This window comes from Serratia sp. Je.1.23.a (assembly GCF_051129805.1).
Lineage (GTDB): Bacteria > Pseudomonadota > Gammaproteobacteria > Enterobacterales > Enterobacteriaceae > Serratia > Serratia liquefaciens.
This window is the reverse complement of record NZ_JBCPSR010000003.1, coordinates 561,873-578,177: the sequence shown is the minus strand read 5'-3', so window position 1 is coordinate 578,177 and position 16,305 is coordinate 561,873. Positions and strand designations below refer to the sequence as shown.

16 protein-coding genes are annotated in these 16,305 nt (G+C 56.1%); 13 read left to right on the top strand and 3 right to left on the bottom strand.

All coding sequences use genetic code 11. The annotated features are described in order from the left end of the window. Positions 1 to 67: 67 nt before the first annotated feature. The 7 genes from iscA (at position 68) to sseB (ending at position 5,848) form a co-directional block, all read left to right on the top strand. Positions 68 to 391, top strand: a complete 324-nt coding sequence (iscA, locus tag AAZT04_RS14955) for an iron-sulfur cluster assembly protein IscA (protein WP_004952089.1) — start codon at positions 68 to 70, stop codon at positions 389 to 391. Between the two features lie 62 nt (positions 392 to 453). Further along, on the top strand, positions 454 to 975 hold the full coding sequence (gene hscB / locus AAZT04_RS14950; protein ID WP_262244897.1) for a co-chaperone HscB: 522 nt from the start codon (positions 454 to 456) through the stop codon (positions 973 to 975). Between the two features lie 150 nt (positions 976 to 1,125). Next, positions 1,126 to 2,976, top strand: a complete 1,851-nt coding sequence (gene hscA, locus AAZT04_RS14945; RefSeq protein WP_434680693.1) for a Fe-S protein assembly chaperone HscA — start codon at positions 1,126 to 1,128, stop codon at positions 2,974 to 2,976. Between the two features lie 2 nt (positions 2,977 to 2,978). After that, positions 2,979 to 3,314 (top strand): ISC system 2Fe-2S type ferredoxin, encoded by a 336-nt coding sequence (gene fdx, locus AAZT04_RS14940; RefSeq protein ID WP_434680691.1) that lies wholly within the window; start codon positions 2,979 to 2,981, stop codon positions 3,312 to 3,314. 32 nt (positions 3,315 to 3,346) lie between these two features. Beyond that, entirely contained in the window at positions 3,347 to 3,547 is a 201-nt protein-coding gene (iscX, locus tag AAZT04_RS14935; protein ID WP_020828161.1) for a Fe-S cluster assembly protein IscX, read from the top strand. 83 nt (positions 3,548 to 3,630) lie between these two features. Further along, on the top strand, positions 3,631 to 4,926 hold the full coding sequence (gene pepB / locus AAZT04_RS14930; protein WP_044554573.1) for an aminopeptidase PepB: 1,296 nt from the start codon (positions 3,631 to 3,633) through the stop codon (positions 4,924 to 4,926). Positions 4,927 to 5,017: 91 nt separating this feature from the next. Next, the gene (gene sseB, locus AAZT04_RS14925; RefSeq protein WP_020828159.1) at positions 5,018 to 5,848 is read left to right on the top strand and encodes an enhanced serine sensitivity protein SseB; all 831 of its coding nucleotides are present in this window, start codon (positions 5,018 to 5,020) and stop codon (positions 5,846 to 5,848) included. Positions 5,849 to 5,905: 57 nt separating this feature from the next. Here the strand turns inward: sseB and AAZT04_RS14920 are convergent, their stop codons facing one another. From AAZT04_RS14920 to AAZT04_RS14910, 3 genes are all read right to left on the bottom strand, one after another. Beyond that, positions 5,906 to 7,090, bottom strand: a complete 1,185-nt coding sequence (locus AAZT04_RS14920) for a MalY/PatB family protein (RefSeq protein WP_434680688.1) — start codon at positions 7,088 to 7,090, stop codon at positions 5,906 to 5,908. A gap of 1 nt (position 7,091) precedes the next feature. Beyond that, positions 7,092 to 8,531 (bottom strand): Na+/H+ antiporter NhaC, encoded by a 1,440-nt coding sequence (nhaC, locus tag AAZT04_RS14915; protein ID WP_434680686.1) that lies wholly within the window; start codon positions 8,529 to 8,531, stop codon positions 7,092 to 7,094. Between the two features lie 145 nt (positions 8,532 to 8,676). Beyond that, the gene (locus AAZT04_RS14910) at positions 8,677 to 9,690 is read right to left on the bottom strand and encodes a LacI family DNA-binding transcriptional regulator (RefSeq protein ID WP_261157363.1); all 1,014 of its coding nucleotides are present in this window, start codon (positions 9,688 to 9,690) and stop codon (positions 8,677 to 8,679) included. A gap of 370 nt (positions 9,691 to 10,060) precedes the next feature. Here AAZT04_RS14910 and ndk point away from each other — a divergent pair, with 370 nt between their 5' ends. The 6 genes from ndk to hisS all read left to right on the top strand — a co-directional run bounded on the left by ndk (position 10,061) and on the right by hisS (position 16,304). After that, positions 10,061 to 10,486, top strand: coding sequence for a nucleoside-diphosphate kinase (gene ndk / locus AAZT04_RS14905; protein WP_004952077.1), 426 nt, complete (start codon positions 10,061 to 10,063; stop codon positions 10,484 to 10,486). A gap of 237 nt (positions 10,487 to 10,723) precedes the next feature. Then, positions 10,724 to 11,920, top strand: a complete 1,197-nt coding sequence (locus AAZT04_RS14900; protein ID WP_020828155.1) for a bifunctional tRNA (adenosine(37)-C2)-methyltransferase TrmG/ribosomal RNA large subunit methyltransferase RlmN — start codon at positions 10,724 to 10,726, stop codon at positions 11,918 to 11,920. Positions 11,921 to 12,005: 85 nt separating this feature from the next. Further along, on the top strand, positions 12,006 to 12,755 hold the full coding sequence (pilW, locus tag AAZT04_RS14895; protein WP_041414833.1) for a type IV pilus biogenesis/stability protein PilW: 750 nt from the start codon (positions 12,006 to 12,008) through the stop codon (positions 12,753 to 12,755). Continuing rightward, complete coding sequence (gene rodZ / locus AAZT04_RS14890) at positions 12,745 to 13,722, top strand: cytoskeleton protein RodZ (protein WP_129983501.1); 978 nt, start codon at positions 12,745 to 12,747, stop codon at positions 13,720 to 13,722. The genes pilW and rodZ overlap by 11 nt, the downstream gene beginning before the upstream one ends. 47 nt (positions 13,723 to 13,769) lie before the next feature. Further along, complete coding sequence (gene ispG / locus AAZT04_RS14885) at positions 13,770 to 14,891, top strand: flavodoxin-dependent (E)-4-hydroxy-3-methylbut-2-enyl-diphosphate synthase (protein ID WP_020828152.1); 1,122 nt, start codon at positions 13,770 to 13,772, stop codon at positions 14,889 to 14,891. Positions 14,892 to 15,029: 138 nt separating this feature from the next. Beyond that, the gene (gene hisS, locus AAZT04_RS14880; protein WP_020828151.1) at positions 15,030 to 16,304 is read left to right on the top strand and encodes a histidine--tRNA ligase; all 1,275 of its coding nucleotides are present in this window, start codon (positions 15,030 to 15,032) and stop codon (positions 16,302 to 16,304) included. The last annotated feature ends 1 nt before the right edge of the window (position 16,305 follow it).

The window sequence follows — 16,305 nt, the reverse complement described above, 5'->3', positions numbered from 1 at the left end:
CCCTACACCGGTTAGCCCCCCAACATCGGTTTTGCTACAGGTTGGGAATATTGAGTATGAGGTTGTGATGTCAATTACCATGAGCGACAGCGCTGCGCAGCGTGTTCAGGCATTTATGAATAACCGCGGCAAGGGTCTTGGCCTGCGTCTGGGGGTGAGAACCTCTGGCTGCTCCGGGATGGCGTACGTGCTGGAATTTGTTGACGAAATGAACGATGACGACATCGTTTTTGAAAACAAAGGCGTTAAGGTGATCATTGACGGCAAGAGCCTGGTCTACCTTGACGGCACCGAGCTTGATTTCGTTAAGGAAGGCCTGAACGAAGGCTTCAAGTTCAACAACCCCAATGTCTCAAGCGAGTGCGGCTGCGGCGAAAGTTTCAACGTCTGACAGTCCGTCAAGCTCCCCCGCCGGCGCGGGGGAACTTCATCCGATAAAGCCCAGAGCACGCTATGGATTACTTTACTTTATTCGGGCTGCCAGTTCGCTATCTCGTGGACGGCAGCCTGCTTGCATCTCGCTATCAGGATCTGCAACGCCAATTCCATCCCGATCGCAATGCTCTCCAGCCGGAACGCGAACGCCTGATGGCGTTGCAACAGGCGGCGACTATCAATGAAGCCTACCAAACGCTGAAGCACCCATTAAAACGCGCAGAGTATATGTTATCTTTGCACGGTTTTGATTTGGGCAACGAGCAGCATACCCTGCGGGATACCGCTTTCCTGATGGAACAGCTGGAATTGCGTGAAGAGCTCGATGCCATTGAGCGCAAAGAGGAGGCGGAAAGCCTGCTGGCCGACTTTGGCGCGCGGGTGAACGAAACGGTCAAACAGCGCACTGCGCTGATGGTGCAGCAGCTGGATAACCAGCAGTGGCCCGAGGCCGCCGATACCGTGCGTAAGCTACGCTTTTTGGACAAACTCCAGCAACAGGTTGAACAACTCGAAGAAAAACTGCTGGGTTTTGAGTAATTCTTTTCATTTATACCCAAAATAATTGGAGTTGCTTGTAGGCGGCAACTGAGTGAATCCCCAGGAGCTTACTCAAGTAAGAGACTGGGGTGAGTGAAGGCAGCCAACACCCAAGCAGCTTCAAGTATGAAGGATATGGGAAGCTTCAATATGGCCTTATTACAAATTAGTGAGCCCGGCCTCAGCGCCGCGCCGCACCAGCGCCGTCTGGCTGCCGGTATTGATTTAGGCACCACCAACTCTCTGGTCGCCACGGTGCGCAGCGGGCAGGCGGAAACGCTGGCCGATGCTCAGGGGCGCGATTTACTGCCCTCGGTGGTGCACTACCAGGCTGACACCTTGCGTGTCGGTTGGGATGCGCGCCAGCAGGCCGCACAGGATCCCGCTAACACCATCAGCTCAATCAAACGCATGATGGGTCGCTCTCTGGCCGACGTACAGCAGCGTTACCCGAACCTGCCGTACCAGTTCCAGGCCAGTGAAAACGGCTTGCCGATGATCCTGACCGCCGCCGGACCGGTTAACCCGGTAGGCGTTTCCGCCGATATCCTCAAAGCGCTTGCCGCGCGTGCGCAAACCGCGCTGGAAGGGGATTTGGACGGCGTGGTGATCACCGTTCCCGCATATTTTGACGATGCACAGCGCCAGGGCACCAAGGACGCTGCACGTCTGGCCGGGCTGCACGTGCTGCGCCTGCTGAACGAACCTACGGCGGCAGCGATTGCCTATGGCCTGGATTCCGGGCAGGAAGGCATCATCGCGGTTTACGATTTGGGCGGCGGCACCTTTGATATTTCCATTCTGCGGCTGAGCCGCGGCGTGTTCGAAGTGTTGGCCACCGGCGGCGATTCCGCGTTGGGCGGCGACGACTTTGACCACCTGCTGGCCGATTGGCTGCGGGAACAGGCCGGCGTGGCTGACCGTAGCGATCACGGGGTTCAGCGTCAACTGCTGGACGCAGCCATTGCCGCCAAGATAGCTCTGAGCGATGCCGACAGCGTGAGCGTGGAAGTTGCCGGTTGGCAGGGCGAAGTGACGCGAGCACAGTTCGACGCCTTGATCGCCACACTGGTTAAACGCACCCTGATGGCTTGCCGCCGTGCGCTGAAAGACGCCGGCGTCAATGCTGAAGACGTGTTGGAAGTGGTGATGGTTGGCGGTTCCACTCGCGTACCTTTGGTGCGCGGGCAGGTAGGCGCGTTCTTTGGCCGCACGCCGCTGACCTCGATTGATCCCGATAAAGTGGTCGCCATCGGTGCCGCCATTCAGGCCGATATTCTGGTGGGCAACAAGCCGGACAGCGACATGCTGCTGCTGGACGTGATCCCGCTGTCGCTGGGTCTGGAAACCATGGGTGGTCTGGTCGAAAAAGTGATCCCGCGCAACACCACCATTCCGGTGGCGCGTGCCCAGGAATTCACCACTTTCAAAGACGGCCAAAGCGCGATGATGATCCACGTGCTGCAGGGTGAGCGTGAGCTGGTACAGGATTGCCGTTCGCTGGCGCGTTTCTCGCTGCGTGGCTTACCGCCGCTGCCTGCCGGTGGCGCGCATATTCGCGTCACCTTCCAGGTGGATGCCGACGGCCTGTTGAGCGTTACCGCGATGGAGAAATCCACCGGCGTTGAGGCTTCGATTCAGGTTAAACCGTCGTATGGCCTTTCCGACGCCGAAATCGCCGGTATGATCAAAGACTCGATGGCCAATGCGCAGAGCGATGTTGGCGCACGCAAACTGGCAGAACAGCGGGTAGAGGCGTCTCGGGTGCTGGAAAGCCTGCAGGGCGCACTGGCAAGCGATACTGCTTTACTGAGCGAGGCCGAAAGTACGGCGATCGCCGCGGCGGTGGAAGCTTTGCAACAGGCGACGCAGGGCACCGATCCTGCCGCTATCGAAGCCGCAATAAAAACATTAGATGCACAAACGCAAGACTTTGCCGCGCGCCGCATGGATGCTTCCATTCGCCGTGCGCTGGCTGGCCATTCTGTGGATGAGGTTTAATCATGCCTAAAATTGTTTTCCTGCCCCATCAAGATTTATGCCCGGAGGGGGTGGTACTGGAAGCTGAGCAAGGGGAGTCAATCCTCAACGTTGCACTGCGCAACGGTATCGAAATTGAGCACGCCTGCGAGAAATCCTGCGCCTGCACCACCTGTCACTGCATCGTACGCGAAGGCTTTGACTCTCTTGAAGAGAGCAGCGAGCTGGAAGACGACATGCTGGACAAGGCCTGGGGTCTGGAGCCGGAAAGCCGCCTGAGCTGCCAGGCGCTGGTGGCCGACGAAGATTTGGTGGTCGAAATGCCGCGTTATACCGTTAACCATGCGCGTGAGCATTAATTGCTAGCCGCGGCGCAGAGCTGGAGATAATAATGGGACTGAAGTGGACCGATAGCCGTGAAATCGGCGAAGCCCTGTACGACCAATACCCGGATACCGATCCGAAAACCGTACGTTTTACCGACATGCATCAGTGGATTTGCGATCTGGAAGATTTTGACGACGATCCACAGGCTTCCAATGAGAAAATACTGGAAGCGATCCTGCTGGTCTGGTTAGATGAAGCGGAGTAAATAGCGTAACGGGCTGCCATAGGCGGCCCGTTTATTTTGTATCCGACACGATTAATAAAAGAATAATCCGGAGTAAGAAGGCTATGACAACTGAATTCATGCAGGTAACGCTGTCGAACCAACCTGCCGACGCTCGCTGGGGCGAGAAAGCGCTGCTGAGCACTGATGATCGAGGAATGACCATTCACCTGACCGGCAACGACAAGCTGGGGGGCATCCAGCGTGCTGCCCGCAAGATTGACGGCCAAGGTGTCAAGAACGTCAAACTGGCCGGCGATGGCTGGGATCTGGAGAACAGCTGGGCGTTCTGGCAAGGTTTCCGCGGGCCAAAAGGCAAGCGCAGCGTCGAATGGGCTGAGCTGCCGGAAGCGGAACGCAAAGAGCTGGAACAGCGTCTGAAGATTGTTGACTGGGTACGCGACACCATCAATATGCCGGCGGAAGAGCTGGGGCCGGAACAACTGGCTACGCGTGCGGTTGATCTGATGTGTGACGTTGGCTGCGATGCCGTCAGCTATCGTATTACCAAGGGTGAAGATCTGCGCGAGCAAAACTACGCCGGTATTCACACCGTGGGCCGGGGTTCCGATCGTTCACCGGTGCTGTTGGCACTGGACTTCAACCCGACCGGCAACCCGGAAGCGCCGGTATTTGCTTGCCTGGTGGGCAAAGGCATCACCTTTGACACCGGTGGCTACAGCCTGAAGCAAAGTGCATTTATGGATTCCATGAAAGCGGATATGGGCGGGGCGGCCACCATTACCGGCGCACTGGCGCTGGCGGCGGCCCGTGGTCTGAAACAGCGCGTGAAACTCTATCTGTGCTGCGCCGATAACATGGTTAGCGGTAACGCCTTCAAACTGGGCGACATCATCCGTTATCGTAACGGCAAAACCGTTGAGGTTATGAACACCGATGCGGAAGGGCGCCTGGTACTGGCTGACGGACTGATCGATGCTTCTGCACAAAACCCTGAGTTGATCATCGACTGCGCGACCCTGACCGGTGCGGCGAAAACGGCGGTGGGTAACGATTACCATGCGTTGTTCAGCTTCGATGATGCTTTGGCACAGGAACTGCTGACCAGCGCGGCTGCCGAGCAAGAGCCTTTCTGGCGCCTGCCGTTGGCTGAGTTCCACCGCAGCCAGCTGCCGTCCAACTTTGCTGAACTGAACAATATTGCCGGTCCGGCCTACACTGCTGGTGCCAGCACCGCGGCTGCATTCCTGTCGCATTTTGTGCAGAATTATCAGAAAGGCTGGTTGCACATTGACTGCTCCGCCACTTACCGTAAGGGCGCGGTGGATCAATGGTCTGCCGGTGCGACCGGTCTGGGTGTGCGTGCCCTGGCCAACCTGTTGCTGAGCAAAGCCAAATAATGGCATGCCCGCCTTGGCGGGCGGCTTGAACGTCGTTTTATTGTCGGGGCCCAGCATGCTGGGCCCCGTTATTTGATTGCTGGAGTTTGTCATGAGTTCTCACCATCACGATACCGCCACAGGCGAAAACGAACTTGAACGCCTGCTGAAGCTGGCGGTGACCGAGCCGGCCCATCGCCCGGCGTTTTTCCGTGAGTTGCTCGACGCGACGGTGTTGATCCTCGGTGACAGCGAACAGGTACAGCATGGCGGTGACATCACGCTGAACGCCGATACGCCGGTGAATATTCAGCACTGGGAAAAACAGGACGGCGGCAGCATCATTCCGTTTTTTAGCTCGGTAGAAGCGCTGCAAAAGGCCGTTGAAGACGAACAGCCGTTTATCGCCATGCCGGCGCGGGTATTGTTCGAAATCACTCAGGGCGCGGATCTGTTCCTCAACCCTAAGGCCGAGTACGGCAAAGAGTTTTATCCTGAAGAAGTGGCAATGCTGCTGGCTACCGGTGGCGTAGCCAAACCGGCGGAACGTTATATCGACAAGGATACCCAGATCCTGTTGGGTCAGCCGGAGGAGTACCCGTCGGCGATGGTCGATGCCTTGACCACGCTTTTCAGTCAACGCAAGCCGGTGCGCCGTGCGTTTTTGGCACTGATGCACGATCAGGCGGTCGACGAAAAACCAAATCTGTTGGTCGGACTGGAAGTGGACGGTGAGCCGGCGGAAATTGAAGCGCTGATCAACGAAGCCGGAAGCGTTGCCAGCGAAACTGCGCCCAACGACGAGCCGGTAGATTTTTGTCTGGTCTCTGAAAAGGAGCGTGGGGTCAGCCATTACCTGATCACCCATACCCAACCCTTCTACCAGCGCCGTTGGGGCAGTTGGCTGCGTAATATCATTCCTTCGACCGATAAAACCCAGTAATCCTGCTTTTCGCTACCGGCGCGCATTCTGCCGGTAGCGCTTGCTTTTTCCTGCTGCTCAAAGCGACGGTTTTAATCGCGCAAGCCCTGCAATGGCGCTTTCAAGATATTGACGCGGGCAGCCTAGATTGAGGCGGATAAATCCTTTTCCCTGTTCGCCAAAGCTGACGCCCATGGAGGCAGCAATTTTTGACTGGTGGATCAGCGCCTGTTGAAGCGCATTGTCATCCAGGCCCAAAGCGCGACAATCCAGCCAGGCAAGATAGGTGCCTTCGGCCCGGGTCATTTTGCACCAGGGGGCGGCATAGGCTAAGGCCTGTTCAAACCAGCGCCGGTTGTCTGCCAGATATTGCTGCAGAGCAGCAAGCCAGGTTTCCCCTTGCTGATAGGCGGCCGTGGCGGCGGTCATCGACAGCGCATTGAAGACATCCAACCCATGGGCATTGAGGCGTTCGACAAACGCATTTCGGGTTTGATCGTTGGGGATCAGGAAGTTTGAGATGCGCAGTGACGACAGGCCAAAGCTCTTGCTGGCGGACGTCGCAGAAATCACATGGTCTTGCCAGCTCTCGTCCAGATGCAGCACGGAGGTGAAGGTCTCGCCAGGCAGCAGCAGATCGGCCCAGATTTCATCGGAGATAACCGTTACGCCATAGCGGCTGCACAGCGTCATCAACTGCGTCAGTTCGTCGCGGGTCCAGCACCGGCCCGTTGGGTTATGCGGATTGCACAGCAGCAGCAACGGGGGCTTGCGCTGTTCAAAACACGCCTCCAGATGATCGAAGTCGAATTGATAGCCTTGCGGGCCGAGGGCTAAAGGATTTTCAAGCACCTCTCTGCCGTTCAGGGTAACGATCTTGGCAAAAGATCCGTAGTACGGCCCCTGGATCACGATCGGATCTCCGGGCTGGCTTAGCAGTTGGATCAGGATCGCCAGACCGGGAACCACGCCTTCGATGGAGGTGAACCACTCCCGCTGCAAAGGCAACTGGTGCCGTTTTGAGAACCAATCCATCACCGCCTGGTAATACTGGTCATCGCGTTCGCTGTAACCGAATATGCCGTGTTCAACGCGGTGATGCAGCGCCTGTCGGACTTCCAGCGGACACTGAAAGTCAAAATCGGACACCCACATCGGCAAAAGATCGGTTTCATCGAGCTGCAGATAGCGGTCGATAAAGTCCCATTTCACCGAGCCGGTGTGGTGGCGGTTGATGATCTGGTTAAAATCGGTTTGTTTCACGTCAGGCTTCCTTACGCTGTAAATCTTGCTGTGGCTGTATCTTGGCAATGCCGAAACCGGTAAATCCGTAAATCAGGGCGAATACTACGGCGGCGTAGCATTGAATGGCCCAGGGCAGCAAATCCAGCGTGCTGACCCCCAGGGTGGTCGCCATATAAATGCCTGCGGCGGTCCACGGGATTAACGGTTCGATGACGGTGCCTGCATCTTCTACGGTCCGCGACAGGTTTTTATTGTCCAGGCCCATGCGGCGATAGGCGCCTTTGAAGAGTTCAGCGGGGATCAGCAGCGCCAATTTGCCGTCGCTGGTGGCGCCGGTGACCAGAATGGTGGTTGCAACCGTTGCGGCGATCAGTTGGCCGGTAGTGTGAACCACTTTCAGCAGCCGATTGATGATGACGGTCAATGCCCCGGTCAGGGTTAATGCGCCCGCAAAGGAAAAGGCGCAGAAGACCAGCAGGATGGTGCTCATCATCGAAAACATACCGCCCCGGTTGAGCAGGCGAGGCACATCTTCGACGATACCGTTGATGCCGTGCCCTTGAGTGGCAAACATTGAAAGGTTAAAACCATCCATCAGCGCATTTAAGCCTTGTTGCAGACTGAACCCCTGCAGAAGTACGCCGATGGCGATAGCCAGCGCACAGGCTGCCAGCATGACCGGGATCACCGGACGTTTGGTCACTGCGCCCCACAGCACCAGAAACGGGGGCAGGATTAGCAACAGGTTGAAGTGATAAAGGCTCTCTAGCGCCGTCACGATCTCGGTGACTTTTTCCGGTGTAGCCACGCTGCCGACGGCGCTGGTGTGTCCGGCAATAAGATACACCACCGCCGCTAAAATGAAGCTCGGAAGCGTTGTATACATCAGGTGCTGGATATGGCTGTAAAGGTCGGTGTCCGCAACGATGGCTGCGAAATTGGTGGAGTCGGACAATGGGGAGATTTTGTCGCCAAAATAGGCCCCGGAAACGACGGCGCCCGCGGCGGCGGCCAATGGCACATCCAGCCCGGCGGCTACGCCCATCAGCGCGACCCCGACGGTGCCTGCTGCCCCCCAGGATGTACCGGTACACACGGAAATCACGCTGGTAATGAAGAACGCGGCGATCAGGATATATTGAGGGCTGATCAGTTTGAGCCCCCAATAAACCATATAAGGAATGGTACCGCTGAACATCCAGGTGCCGATCAGCCCGCCCACACAAATCAATATCATAATCACCGGCATGGCTTTGGCCAGTTTGGCGACGATGGAATCAATGATGTCGTCCCAGCGGTAGCCCTGCCAGTAGGCCAGCGCAGCGGCAATGCCGGCGGAAGCCAGCAGCAGCGGTTCGATCCGCAGTCCCAACTGGCCGTAGCCTATGATAAGCAGCAACAGCATGGCCACAATGGGGAGCATCGCTAACCCCAGGTTGAGCTTCTTTTTGTCATTCATTTACAACTCCGGTTAAGGATGGGGAAGTGACGCAAGCCTAATGAATTTGCAGTGAATGAGGTGTGAGCACGGGCCATTGGCGATGTAATCGGTTACATGAAGACGCGTTATGTGAGTGATCTCTCACTTGGCGGCCTTGTTTTCTTCAAATGGTTTTTTTTTCCACAAAGGCCACCGAGTCCCGCAGGATCAGCTCAGCGGAAAACCGATTGTTCTGCGGCGTAACGGCGGTGCCTGAATTGAGTTGCAGCGCCAAATTGGCCGCGCGTCGGGCCATTTTCTCAATCGGATAATGCACGGTGGTCAACGGCGGGTGGAGGTATTTTGCCAGGGCAACGTCATCGAAGCCGACAATCGAGATATCTTCGGGCAGGTTCATCCGCCGCTGGCGAAAGGTGCGCATCATGCCGGCGGCCATTACGTCGTTGAATGTCAGCGCGGCGGTAAAAGCCTGCTTACTGGAGAGGATTTTCTCTGCCGCTGCTTCGCCCCCTTGCTCATTGAAGGGGACGCTGATGATCCAGTCCCCCGGCACCGCAATCCCGGCTTCGGCCATCGCGGTTCGATATCCCTCGAGACGCTGCTTGCGGTCATCGATCGGCAGATCTGTGGTGATGCAGGCAATGTTGCGGTGTCCGCGCTCGATGAGCATTCGGGTGGCAGCCTGAGAAGCGCTGACGTTGTCCAGCCAGATGCAGCGATTGGCGATGGCGGGCAAATAACGGTTGATCACCACCATCGCCGGAGTGTGGGCGGCATAGCGCAGAATATCGGCATCGCTCATGCGGGTGACGTGGGCAACAATCGATTCGCAGCCTTGATTGATCAGAAAATCCAGGCCGTTTTTCTCCAGTTCGGCCTGATGGCCACCGCTGCAGACCATCAATTTTACACCGTCTTTGCGCGTGATATCTTCCACGCCTCGGGCCAGTCGCGAGAAAAACGGATCGTCGAGGTTACCGGTCAGCAACCCCAGCATATTGCCGCTGCGTTTTGCCAGCGCCAGCGCGGCGGCATTTCGATGATAGTTAAACTCGCGCATGGCTTTTTCAACGCGTTCACGGGTGACGGGTTCAACATAAGCGGTGCTGTTGATCACCCTGCTGACGGTGGCGGTGGAAACGCCAGCGCGTCGGGCAACGTCTTTCATGGTGGCCATATCATTTCCTGCTGGTTTCGCGGCTGCCGAAGTGGGCGGAGCCAAGTCTGGATGATTTTTATTATCTTTTTGTTTTAAAAGAATATAGTCATAAACTCAACCCAGAGTGCCACGCACTGTGATCGGCATGGCAGTTCGTTGTGAAGCAGGGAAGGGTCGGTAACGGCAGCGCGTTTTGAGACTCGGTCCGTATGAGTTCGTACAACCTGTGCTCTGGGCCGCAAAGTGAAGAATCAGGATAATAATTTTTTAATGAAATGTTGATTTTCCCGTAGGCAAGCGTTAACGGCACACATATAATCTGCGCCACTTGAGAAGGCCGGCACCTGTTTTCAGACCGGCCTGTTTTGGAAGTTATACAGAGGCCATCATGACCGTAGAACGTACCTTTTCCATCATTAAACCAAACGCTGTAGCTAACAACGACATCGGCGCAATCTATGCTCGCTTTGAGCGTGCCGGTTTCAAAATCATCGCATCCAAAATGCTGCGTCTGACTCGCGAACAAGCCGAAGGCTTCTACGCTGAGCACAAAGGCCGCCCATTCTTCGATGGTCTGGTTGAATTCATGACCTCTGGCCCGATCGTGGTTCAGGTTCTGGAAGCGGAAAATGCAGTACAGCGCAACCGTGACATCATGGGCGCAACCAACCCAGACAACGCTCTGGCCGGCACCCTGCGTGCTGACTACGCGGACAGCTTCACTGCCAACGCCGTGCACGGTTCTGACGCAGTAGAATCTGCTCAGCGCGAAATCGCTTACTTCTTCAACGAAAGCGAAATCTGCCCGCGTTAATTGCTGTCATTTCGACGCTGAAGTATGGCATTCACTGGCTGAAACAATAAAAATGCCCTGAATGCCTTTCAGACGTGGAAAGCTACTACTAAAATTTGTACAATGCCGCGCCCCTGATGAGTCATCTTGTCAGGGGCGCGCTTTTAGCGCCGTCGCCCGATTTATATGGGCTGAGCGACGCACTTACTTTCCACTCTTTCGCGCCATAAAGTGTAACAACGAGGCCAGAGATCAATTATGTTAGAACCCATCACGTCCGAGCACATCGTGTCTGAAAATAATTCGCTGACTACTCAATCCGTTAACGCGGAAAAACCGGCTGTGGCCAAAATTAATCTGCTGGATCTGAACCGTCAGCAAATGCGTGAGTTTTTCGCCAAAATGGGCGAGAAACCCTTCCGTGCCGATCAGGTGATGAAGTGGATGTACCACTATTGCTGCGATGATTTTGAGCAGATGACCGATATCAACAAGGTCCTGCGCAATAAATTGCAAAGCGTCGCCGAAATCCGTGCGCCAGAAGTGGCGGAAGAACAACGCTCAGCCGACGGCACCATTAAATGGGCTATCAAGGTGGGCGATCAGCAGGTCGAAACCGTGTATATCCCGGACGGCGACCGTGCGACCCTGTGCGTTTCTTCCCAGGTGGGTTGCGCGCTGGAATGCAAATTCTGTTCGACCGCTCAGCAGGGCTTTAACCGCAACCTGCGCGTGTCGGAAATCATCGGCCAGGTGTGGCGTGCGGCGAAAATCATCGGTGCACTGAAAGTCACCGGCGAGCGCCCGATCACCAACGTGGTGATGATGGGCATGGGTGAGCCCTTGCTTAACCTGACCAACGTGGTGCCGGCGATGGAAATCATGCTGGATGATTTCGGTTTTGGCCTGTCAAAACGCCGCGTGACCCTGTCGACCTCGGGCGTAGTGCCTGCGCTGGACAAGCTGGGTGATATGATCGACGTCGCGCTGGCGATCTCGCTGCATGCGCCGAACGACAAGATCCGCGATGACATCGTGCCGATCAACCGCAAATACAACATTGAGACCTTCCTGGCTGCGGTACGCCGCTATCTGGAAAAATCCAACGCCAATCAGGGCAGGGTGACGGTCGAGTACGTGATGCTGGATCATATCAACGACAGCACCGACGACGCACACCAGCTGGCGGAAGTCCTCAAGGACACGCCATGCAAGATCAACCTGATCCCATGGAACCCGTTCCCGGGCGCACCTTACGGCCGCAGCTCCAACAGCCGCGTGGATCGTTTTTCCAAAGTGTTGATGGAATACGGCTTTACGACTATTGTTCGTAAAACCCGTGGTGACGATATCGATGCCGCCTGCGGGCAACTGGCGGGTGAAGTGATCGACCGCACCAAGCGTACCCTGAAAAAGAAAATGGCCGGGGAACCTATCACCGTGCGTGCGGTCTGAATCCTATAGCATGATTTTTGTTATCTTACAGTCTGTTATGTGAAAAGACGTCAAGGTAACATCTGACAAGGAAATGAATGCAGGCATGAAGCTGATTCTGTGGGGTACGTTGCTGGCGGCCGGGTTACTGGCCGGTTGTTCCGGTTCAGCGCCGGAAGAAAAAGACGCGCTGCCTGAAGCCAGTCAGACGCGATTGCAACTGGGTCTGGAATATCTGAAGCAGGGCGATTTAAACGCCGCGCGCCAGAATCTGGAGAAAGCGGCAGACGCCGCCCCACAGGATTACCGTACCCAATTGGGTATGGCGCTCTACGAGCAGCGGATTGGCGAGAACAGCGCGGCTGAACAGCGTTATCAGCAGGCGCTCAAACTTGCGCCGAACAATGGCACAGTGCTGAATAATTACGGTGCGTTTCTTTGCAGTTTAGGGCAGTATGTACCGGCACAACAGCAGTTTAGCGCAGCAGCCGTGGCACCGGATTACGGTCAGGTTGCCGACAGCCTGGAAAACGCAGGTTACTGTTTTCTCAAAGCCGGACAAAACGACGAGGCACGTATTTTGTTAACACGTGCTTTGAAGATCGATCCGGACAAGGGCACTCCACTGTTGGTGGAGGCAGAAAAGCAATTTGGAGAAGGGAAGCGCGCACAGTCGCAACTTTTATTGGATAGTTATCAACATGTTCTGCCGGCCAGCGCCGACAGCTTATGGTTACAGATTCGTTTCGCCGCGTTAGCCGGGCGCCAAGATAGCGTGCAACGTTATGGCAAGCAGTTATCGCGAAGTTTTCCACAATCCAAACAGTACCAGCAGTTCTTAGCTAATGAATACTGAAGCCTCCCAAGATAAAACCGTATCAATGACGACAGGCGAACGTCTGCGTCAGGCCCGTGAACAACTCGGGTTGAGTCAACAGGCCGTTGCAGAACGCCTGTGCCTCAAAATGTCTACCGTGCGCGATATTGAAGAAGACAATCTGTCCGCAGACCTGGCTTCAACCTTCGTGCGTGGTTATATCCGCTCTTATGCCAAGCTGGTGCGTTTGCCAGAGGATGAATTGCTGCCGATGCTGGCCAAGCAGGCACCGTTGAAGGTCGCGAAAGTGGCTCCGATGCAAAGCTTCTCTCTGGGCAAGCGCCGTAAAAAACGCGACGGCTGGCTGATGAGCTTCACCTGGTTGATCGTTTTCGTGGTGGTCGGCTTGACCGGTGCCTGGTGGTGGCAAAATCACAAGGCCCAACAGGAAGAGATCGCCACTATGGCCGATCAGTCTTCTGCCCAGCTTTCACAGAACAATGAAGGCCAATCCGTACCGTTGACCGACAGCAATGCCGACAACAGCGCACCTTTGGCTGAAAATGGCTCCACACCGGTTGACACCGGTGCGGGCGCAGCAGCACAGCAATCACAGACTCCGGCCGTGACCGGCAGTGCAACCGCGCAGCAGCCTGCGGTGGTTTCACCAAGCCAAACCACGTTGCCTGAGACAACGCCTGCGGCGCCAACCGCACCGTTGCCGACTGCAGATGCGGGCGTAGCTGCACCGGCGGTTGATCCTAACGCGCTGGTGATGAACTTCACCGCCGACTGCTGGTTGCAGGTGACTGACGCCAGCGGCAAAACGTTGTACAGCGGTAGCCAGAAGAACGGCGGTAAGCTGAGCCTGGCGGGCACCGCGCCTTATAAACTGACCATTGGCGCACCGGCCGCAGTACAGATTCAATATCAAGGTAAGCCGGTTGATTTAAGCCGGTTTGTTAAGTCAAACCGTGTTGCTCGTCTGACCGTTGCCGCGCAGTAATTGCGCGGCCATTGTCGTTAAGTCAGAGCAACAATGGAGAGTAAGTAATGCATAACCAATCGCCCATCATCCGTCGAAAATCAACGCGAATTTACGTCGGCAATGTGCCTATTGGTGATGGTGCGCCGATTGCTGTGCAGTCGATGACTAACACCCGTACTACCGATGTCGAAGCCACGGTCAATCAGATTAAAGCGCTGGAGCGCGTCGGCGTCGATATCGTCCGCGTTTCAGTCCCCACCATGGATGCCGCCGAGGCATTCAAGCTGATCAAGCAACAGGTCAACGTGCCGCTGGTCGCCGATATCCACTTCGATTACCGCATTGCGCTGCAGGTGGCTGAATACGGCGTAGACTGCCTGCGTATCAACCCGGGCAATATCGGTAACGAGTCGCGTATCCGTTCAGTTGTGGACTGCGCACGCGATAAAAACATCCCAATCCGTATCGGGGTGAACGGCGGCTCGCTGGAAAAAGACATCCAGGAAAAGTACGGTGAACCTACGCCGGAAGCCCTGCTTGAATCCGCCATGCGCCACGTTGATATCCTCGATCGCCTCAACTTCGACCAGTTCAAGGTTAGCGTCAAGGCTTCCGATGTGTTCCTGGCGGTGCAATCCTACCGGCTGCTGGCGGCGCGTATCGATCAGCCGCTGCATCTCGGCATTACCGAAGCCGGTGGCGCACGCAGTGGTTCGGTGAAGTCGGCGATTGGCCTGGGTCTGCTGCTGTCGGAAGGCATTGGCGATACCCTGCGTATCTCGCTGGCGGCCGATCCGGTGGAAGAGGTCAAGGTCGGTTTCGACATTCTGAAGTCGCTGCGTATCCGCGCTCGCGGCATTAACTTCATCGCGTGCCCGACCTGTTCACGTCAGGAGTTTGACGTTATCGGTACGGTGAACGCGCTGGAACAGCGCCTGGAAGATATCATCACGCCGATGGACATTTCGATTATCGGCTGCGTGGTCAATGGGCCGGGCGAAGCGCTGGTGTCCACGCTGGGTGTTACCGGCGGCCATAAAAAGAGCGGCTTCTACGAAGACGGCGTGCGCCAGAAAGATCGTTTCGACAACGAGCAGATGATTGACCAGCTGGAAGCCAAAATTCGCGCCAAGGCGTCGATGATGGATGAGAGCAATCGCATCTCGGTCAACCTGCTGGAAAAATAAGCATTATACCGATACGGCGGGCTTTTTAGCCCGCTTGTTTATGAACCCGGGAGCAGAACTCTGCATTCGCGTTGAATACGGGACGGCAAAGTCCCTATAATCGGGTTCATTTTTATAGACAACGGACAGAGAACTCACGTGGCAAAGAACATTCAAGCCATTCGCGGCATGAACGACTACCTGCCGGAAGAAACGGCATTATGGCAGCGTATTGAAGGCATCCTCAAGCAGGTGCTGAGCGGCTACGGTTACAGCGAAATCCGCTTGCCGATTGTAGAGCAGACCCCGTTATTCAAACGCGCGATCGGCGAAGTGACCGACGTCGTAGAAAAAGAGATGTATACCTTCGACGATCGCAATGGCGAAAGCCTGACGCTGCGTCCGGAAGGGACCGCTGGTTGCGTTCGCGCCGGCATCGAACATGGTCTGCTGTACAATCAGGAGCAGCGTCTTTGGTACGTCGGTCCGATGTTCCGCTACGAGCGTCCGCAAAAAGGCCGCTACCGTCAATTCCACCAACTGGGTGCCGAAGTGTTTGGCCTGCAGGGCCCGGATATCGACGCCGAGCTGATCCTGCTGAGCGCCCGCTGGTGGAAAGCGCTGGGCATCGCTGATCACGTTAAACTGGAGCTGAATTCCATCGGCTCACTGGAAGCTCGCGCCAATTACCGTGATGCTTTGGTGGCGTTCCTGGAACAGCATCAAGACAAGCTGGACGAAGATTGCAAACGCCGCATGTACAGCAATCCGCTGCGCGTGCTGGACTCCAAAAATCCGGAAGTGCAAGCATTGTTGAACGATGCGCCGCGCCTGTCCGAGTATTTGGATGAAGAATCCAAAGCCCACTTTGAAGGCCTGTGTGAACTTTTGGCCCAGGCAGGTATCCCATATACCATCAATGAACGCCTGGTGCGCGGTCTGGACTATTACAACCGTACGGTATTCGAATGGGTGACCACCAGTCTGGGCGCTCAGGGGACGGTGTGCGCCGGTGGCCGTTATGACGGTCTGGTCGAGCAACTGGGCGGTCGTGCAACGCCGGCAGTCGGTTTCGCGATGGGTCTGGAGCGTTTGGTGTTGCTGGTTCAGGCGGTCAACCCAGAGTTTAAAGCTCCGGCGACCATTGACGTGTACGTGATCTCTTCCGGTGCCGGTACGCAGAGCGCGGCGATGCAGTTGGCTGAACGTGTTCGCGATGCCGCGCCGCAGTTGAAACTGATGACCAACTACGGCGGCGGTAACTTTAAGAAGCAGATCACCCGTGCGGATAAATGGGGCGCGCGCGTTGCCTTGATCCTGGGCGAGAACGAAGTCGCAGCCGAGCAGGTGGTCGTCAAGGACCTGCGCAGTGGTGAACAAGAAACGCTGGCGCAGAGCGAAGTCGCTGTGCGTCTGGCTTTGATGTTAGGTTAAG

Excerpts from the sequence above, each read along its gene's own strand:
- ispG (WP_020828152.1), top strand. The coding sequence starts at position 13,770 with ATGCATAACCAATCGCCCATCATCCGTCGAAAATCAACGCGAATTTAC.
- pilW (WP_041414833.1), top strand. The coding sequence starts at position 12,006 with ATGAAGCTGATTCTGTGGGGTACGTTGCTGGCGGCCGGGTTACTGGCC.
- fdx (WP_434680691.1), top strand. The coding sequence starts at position 2,979 with ATGCCTAAAATTGTTTTCCTGCCCCATCAAGATTTATGCCCGGAGGGG.
- AAZT04_RS14910 (WP_261157363.1), bottom strand. The coding sequence starts at position 9,690 with ATGGCCACCATGAAAGACGTTGCCCGACGCGCTGGCGTTTCCACCGCC.
- sseB (WP_020828159.1), top strand. The coding sequence starts at position 5,018 with ATGAGTTCTCACCATCACGATACCGCCACAGGCGAAAACGAACTTGAA.
- ndk (WP_004952077.1), top strand. The coding sequence starts at position 10,061 with ATGACCGTAGAACGTACCTTTTCCATCATTAAACCAAACGCTGTAGCT.
- iscA (WP_004952089.1), top strand. The coding sequence starts at position 68 with ATGTCAATTACCATGAGCGACAGCGCTGCGCAGCGTGTTCAGGCATTT.
- hscB (WP_262244897.1), top strand. The coding sequence starts at position 454 with ATGGATTACTTTACTTTATTCGGGCTGCCAGTTCGCTATCTCGTGGAC.
- rodZ (WP_129983501.1), top strand. The coding sequence starts at position 12,745 with ATGAATACTGAAGCCTCCCAAGATAAAACCGTATCAATGACGACAGGC.
- hscA (WP_434680693.1), top strand. The coding sequence starts at position 1,126 with ATGGCCTTATTACAAATTAGTGAGCCCGGCCTCAGCGCCGCGCCGCAC.
- iscX (WP_020828161.1), top strand. The coding sequence starts at position 3,347 with ATGGGACTGAAGTGGACCGATAGCCGTGAAATCGGCGAAGCCCTGTAC.
- pepB (WP_044554573.1), top strand. The coding sequence starts at position 3,631 with ATGACAACTGAATTCATGCAGGTAACGCTGTCGAACCAACCTGCCGAC.
- AAZT04_RS14900 (WP_020828155.1), top strand. The coding sequence starts at position 10,724 with ATGTTAGAACCCATCACGTCCGAGCACATCGTGTCTGAAAATAATTCG.
- nhaC (WP_434680686.1), bottom strand. The coding sequence starts at position 8,531 with ATGAATGACAAAAAGAAGCTCAACCTGGGGTTAGCGATGCTCCCCATT.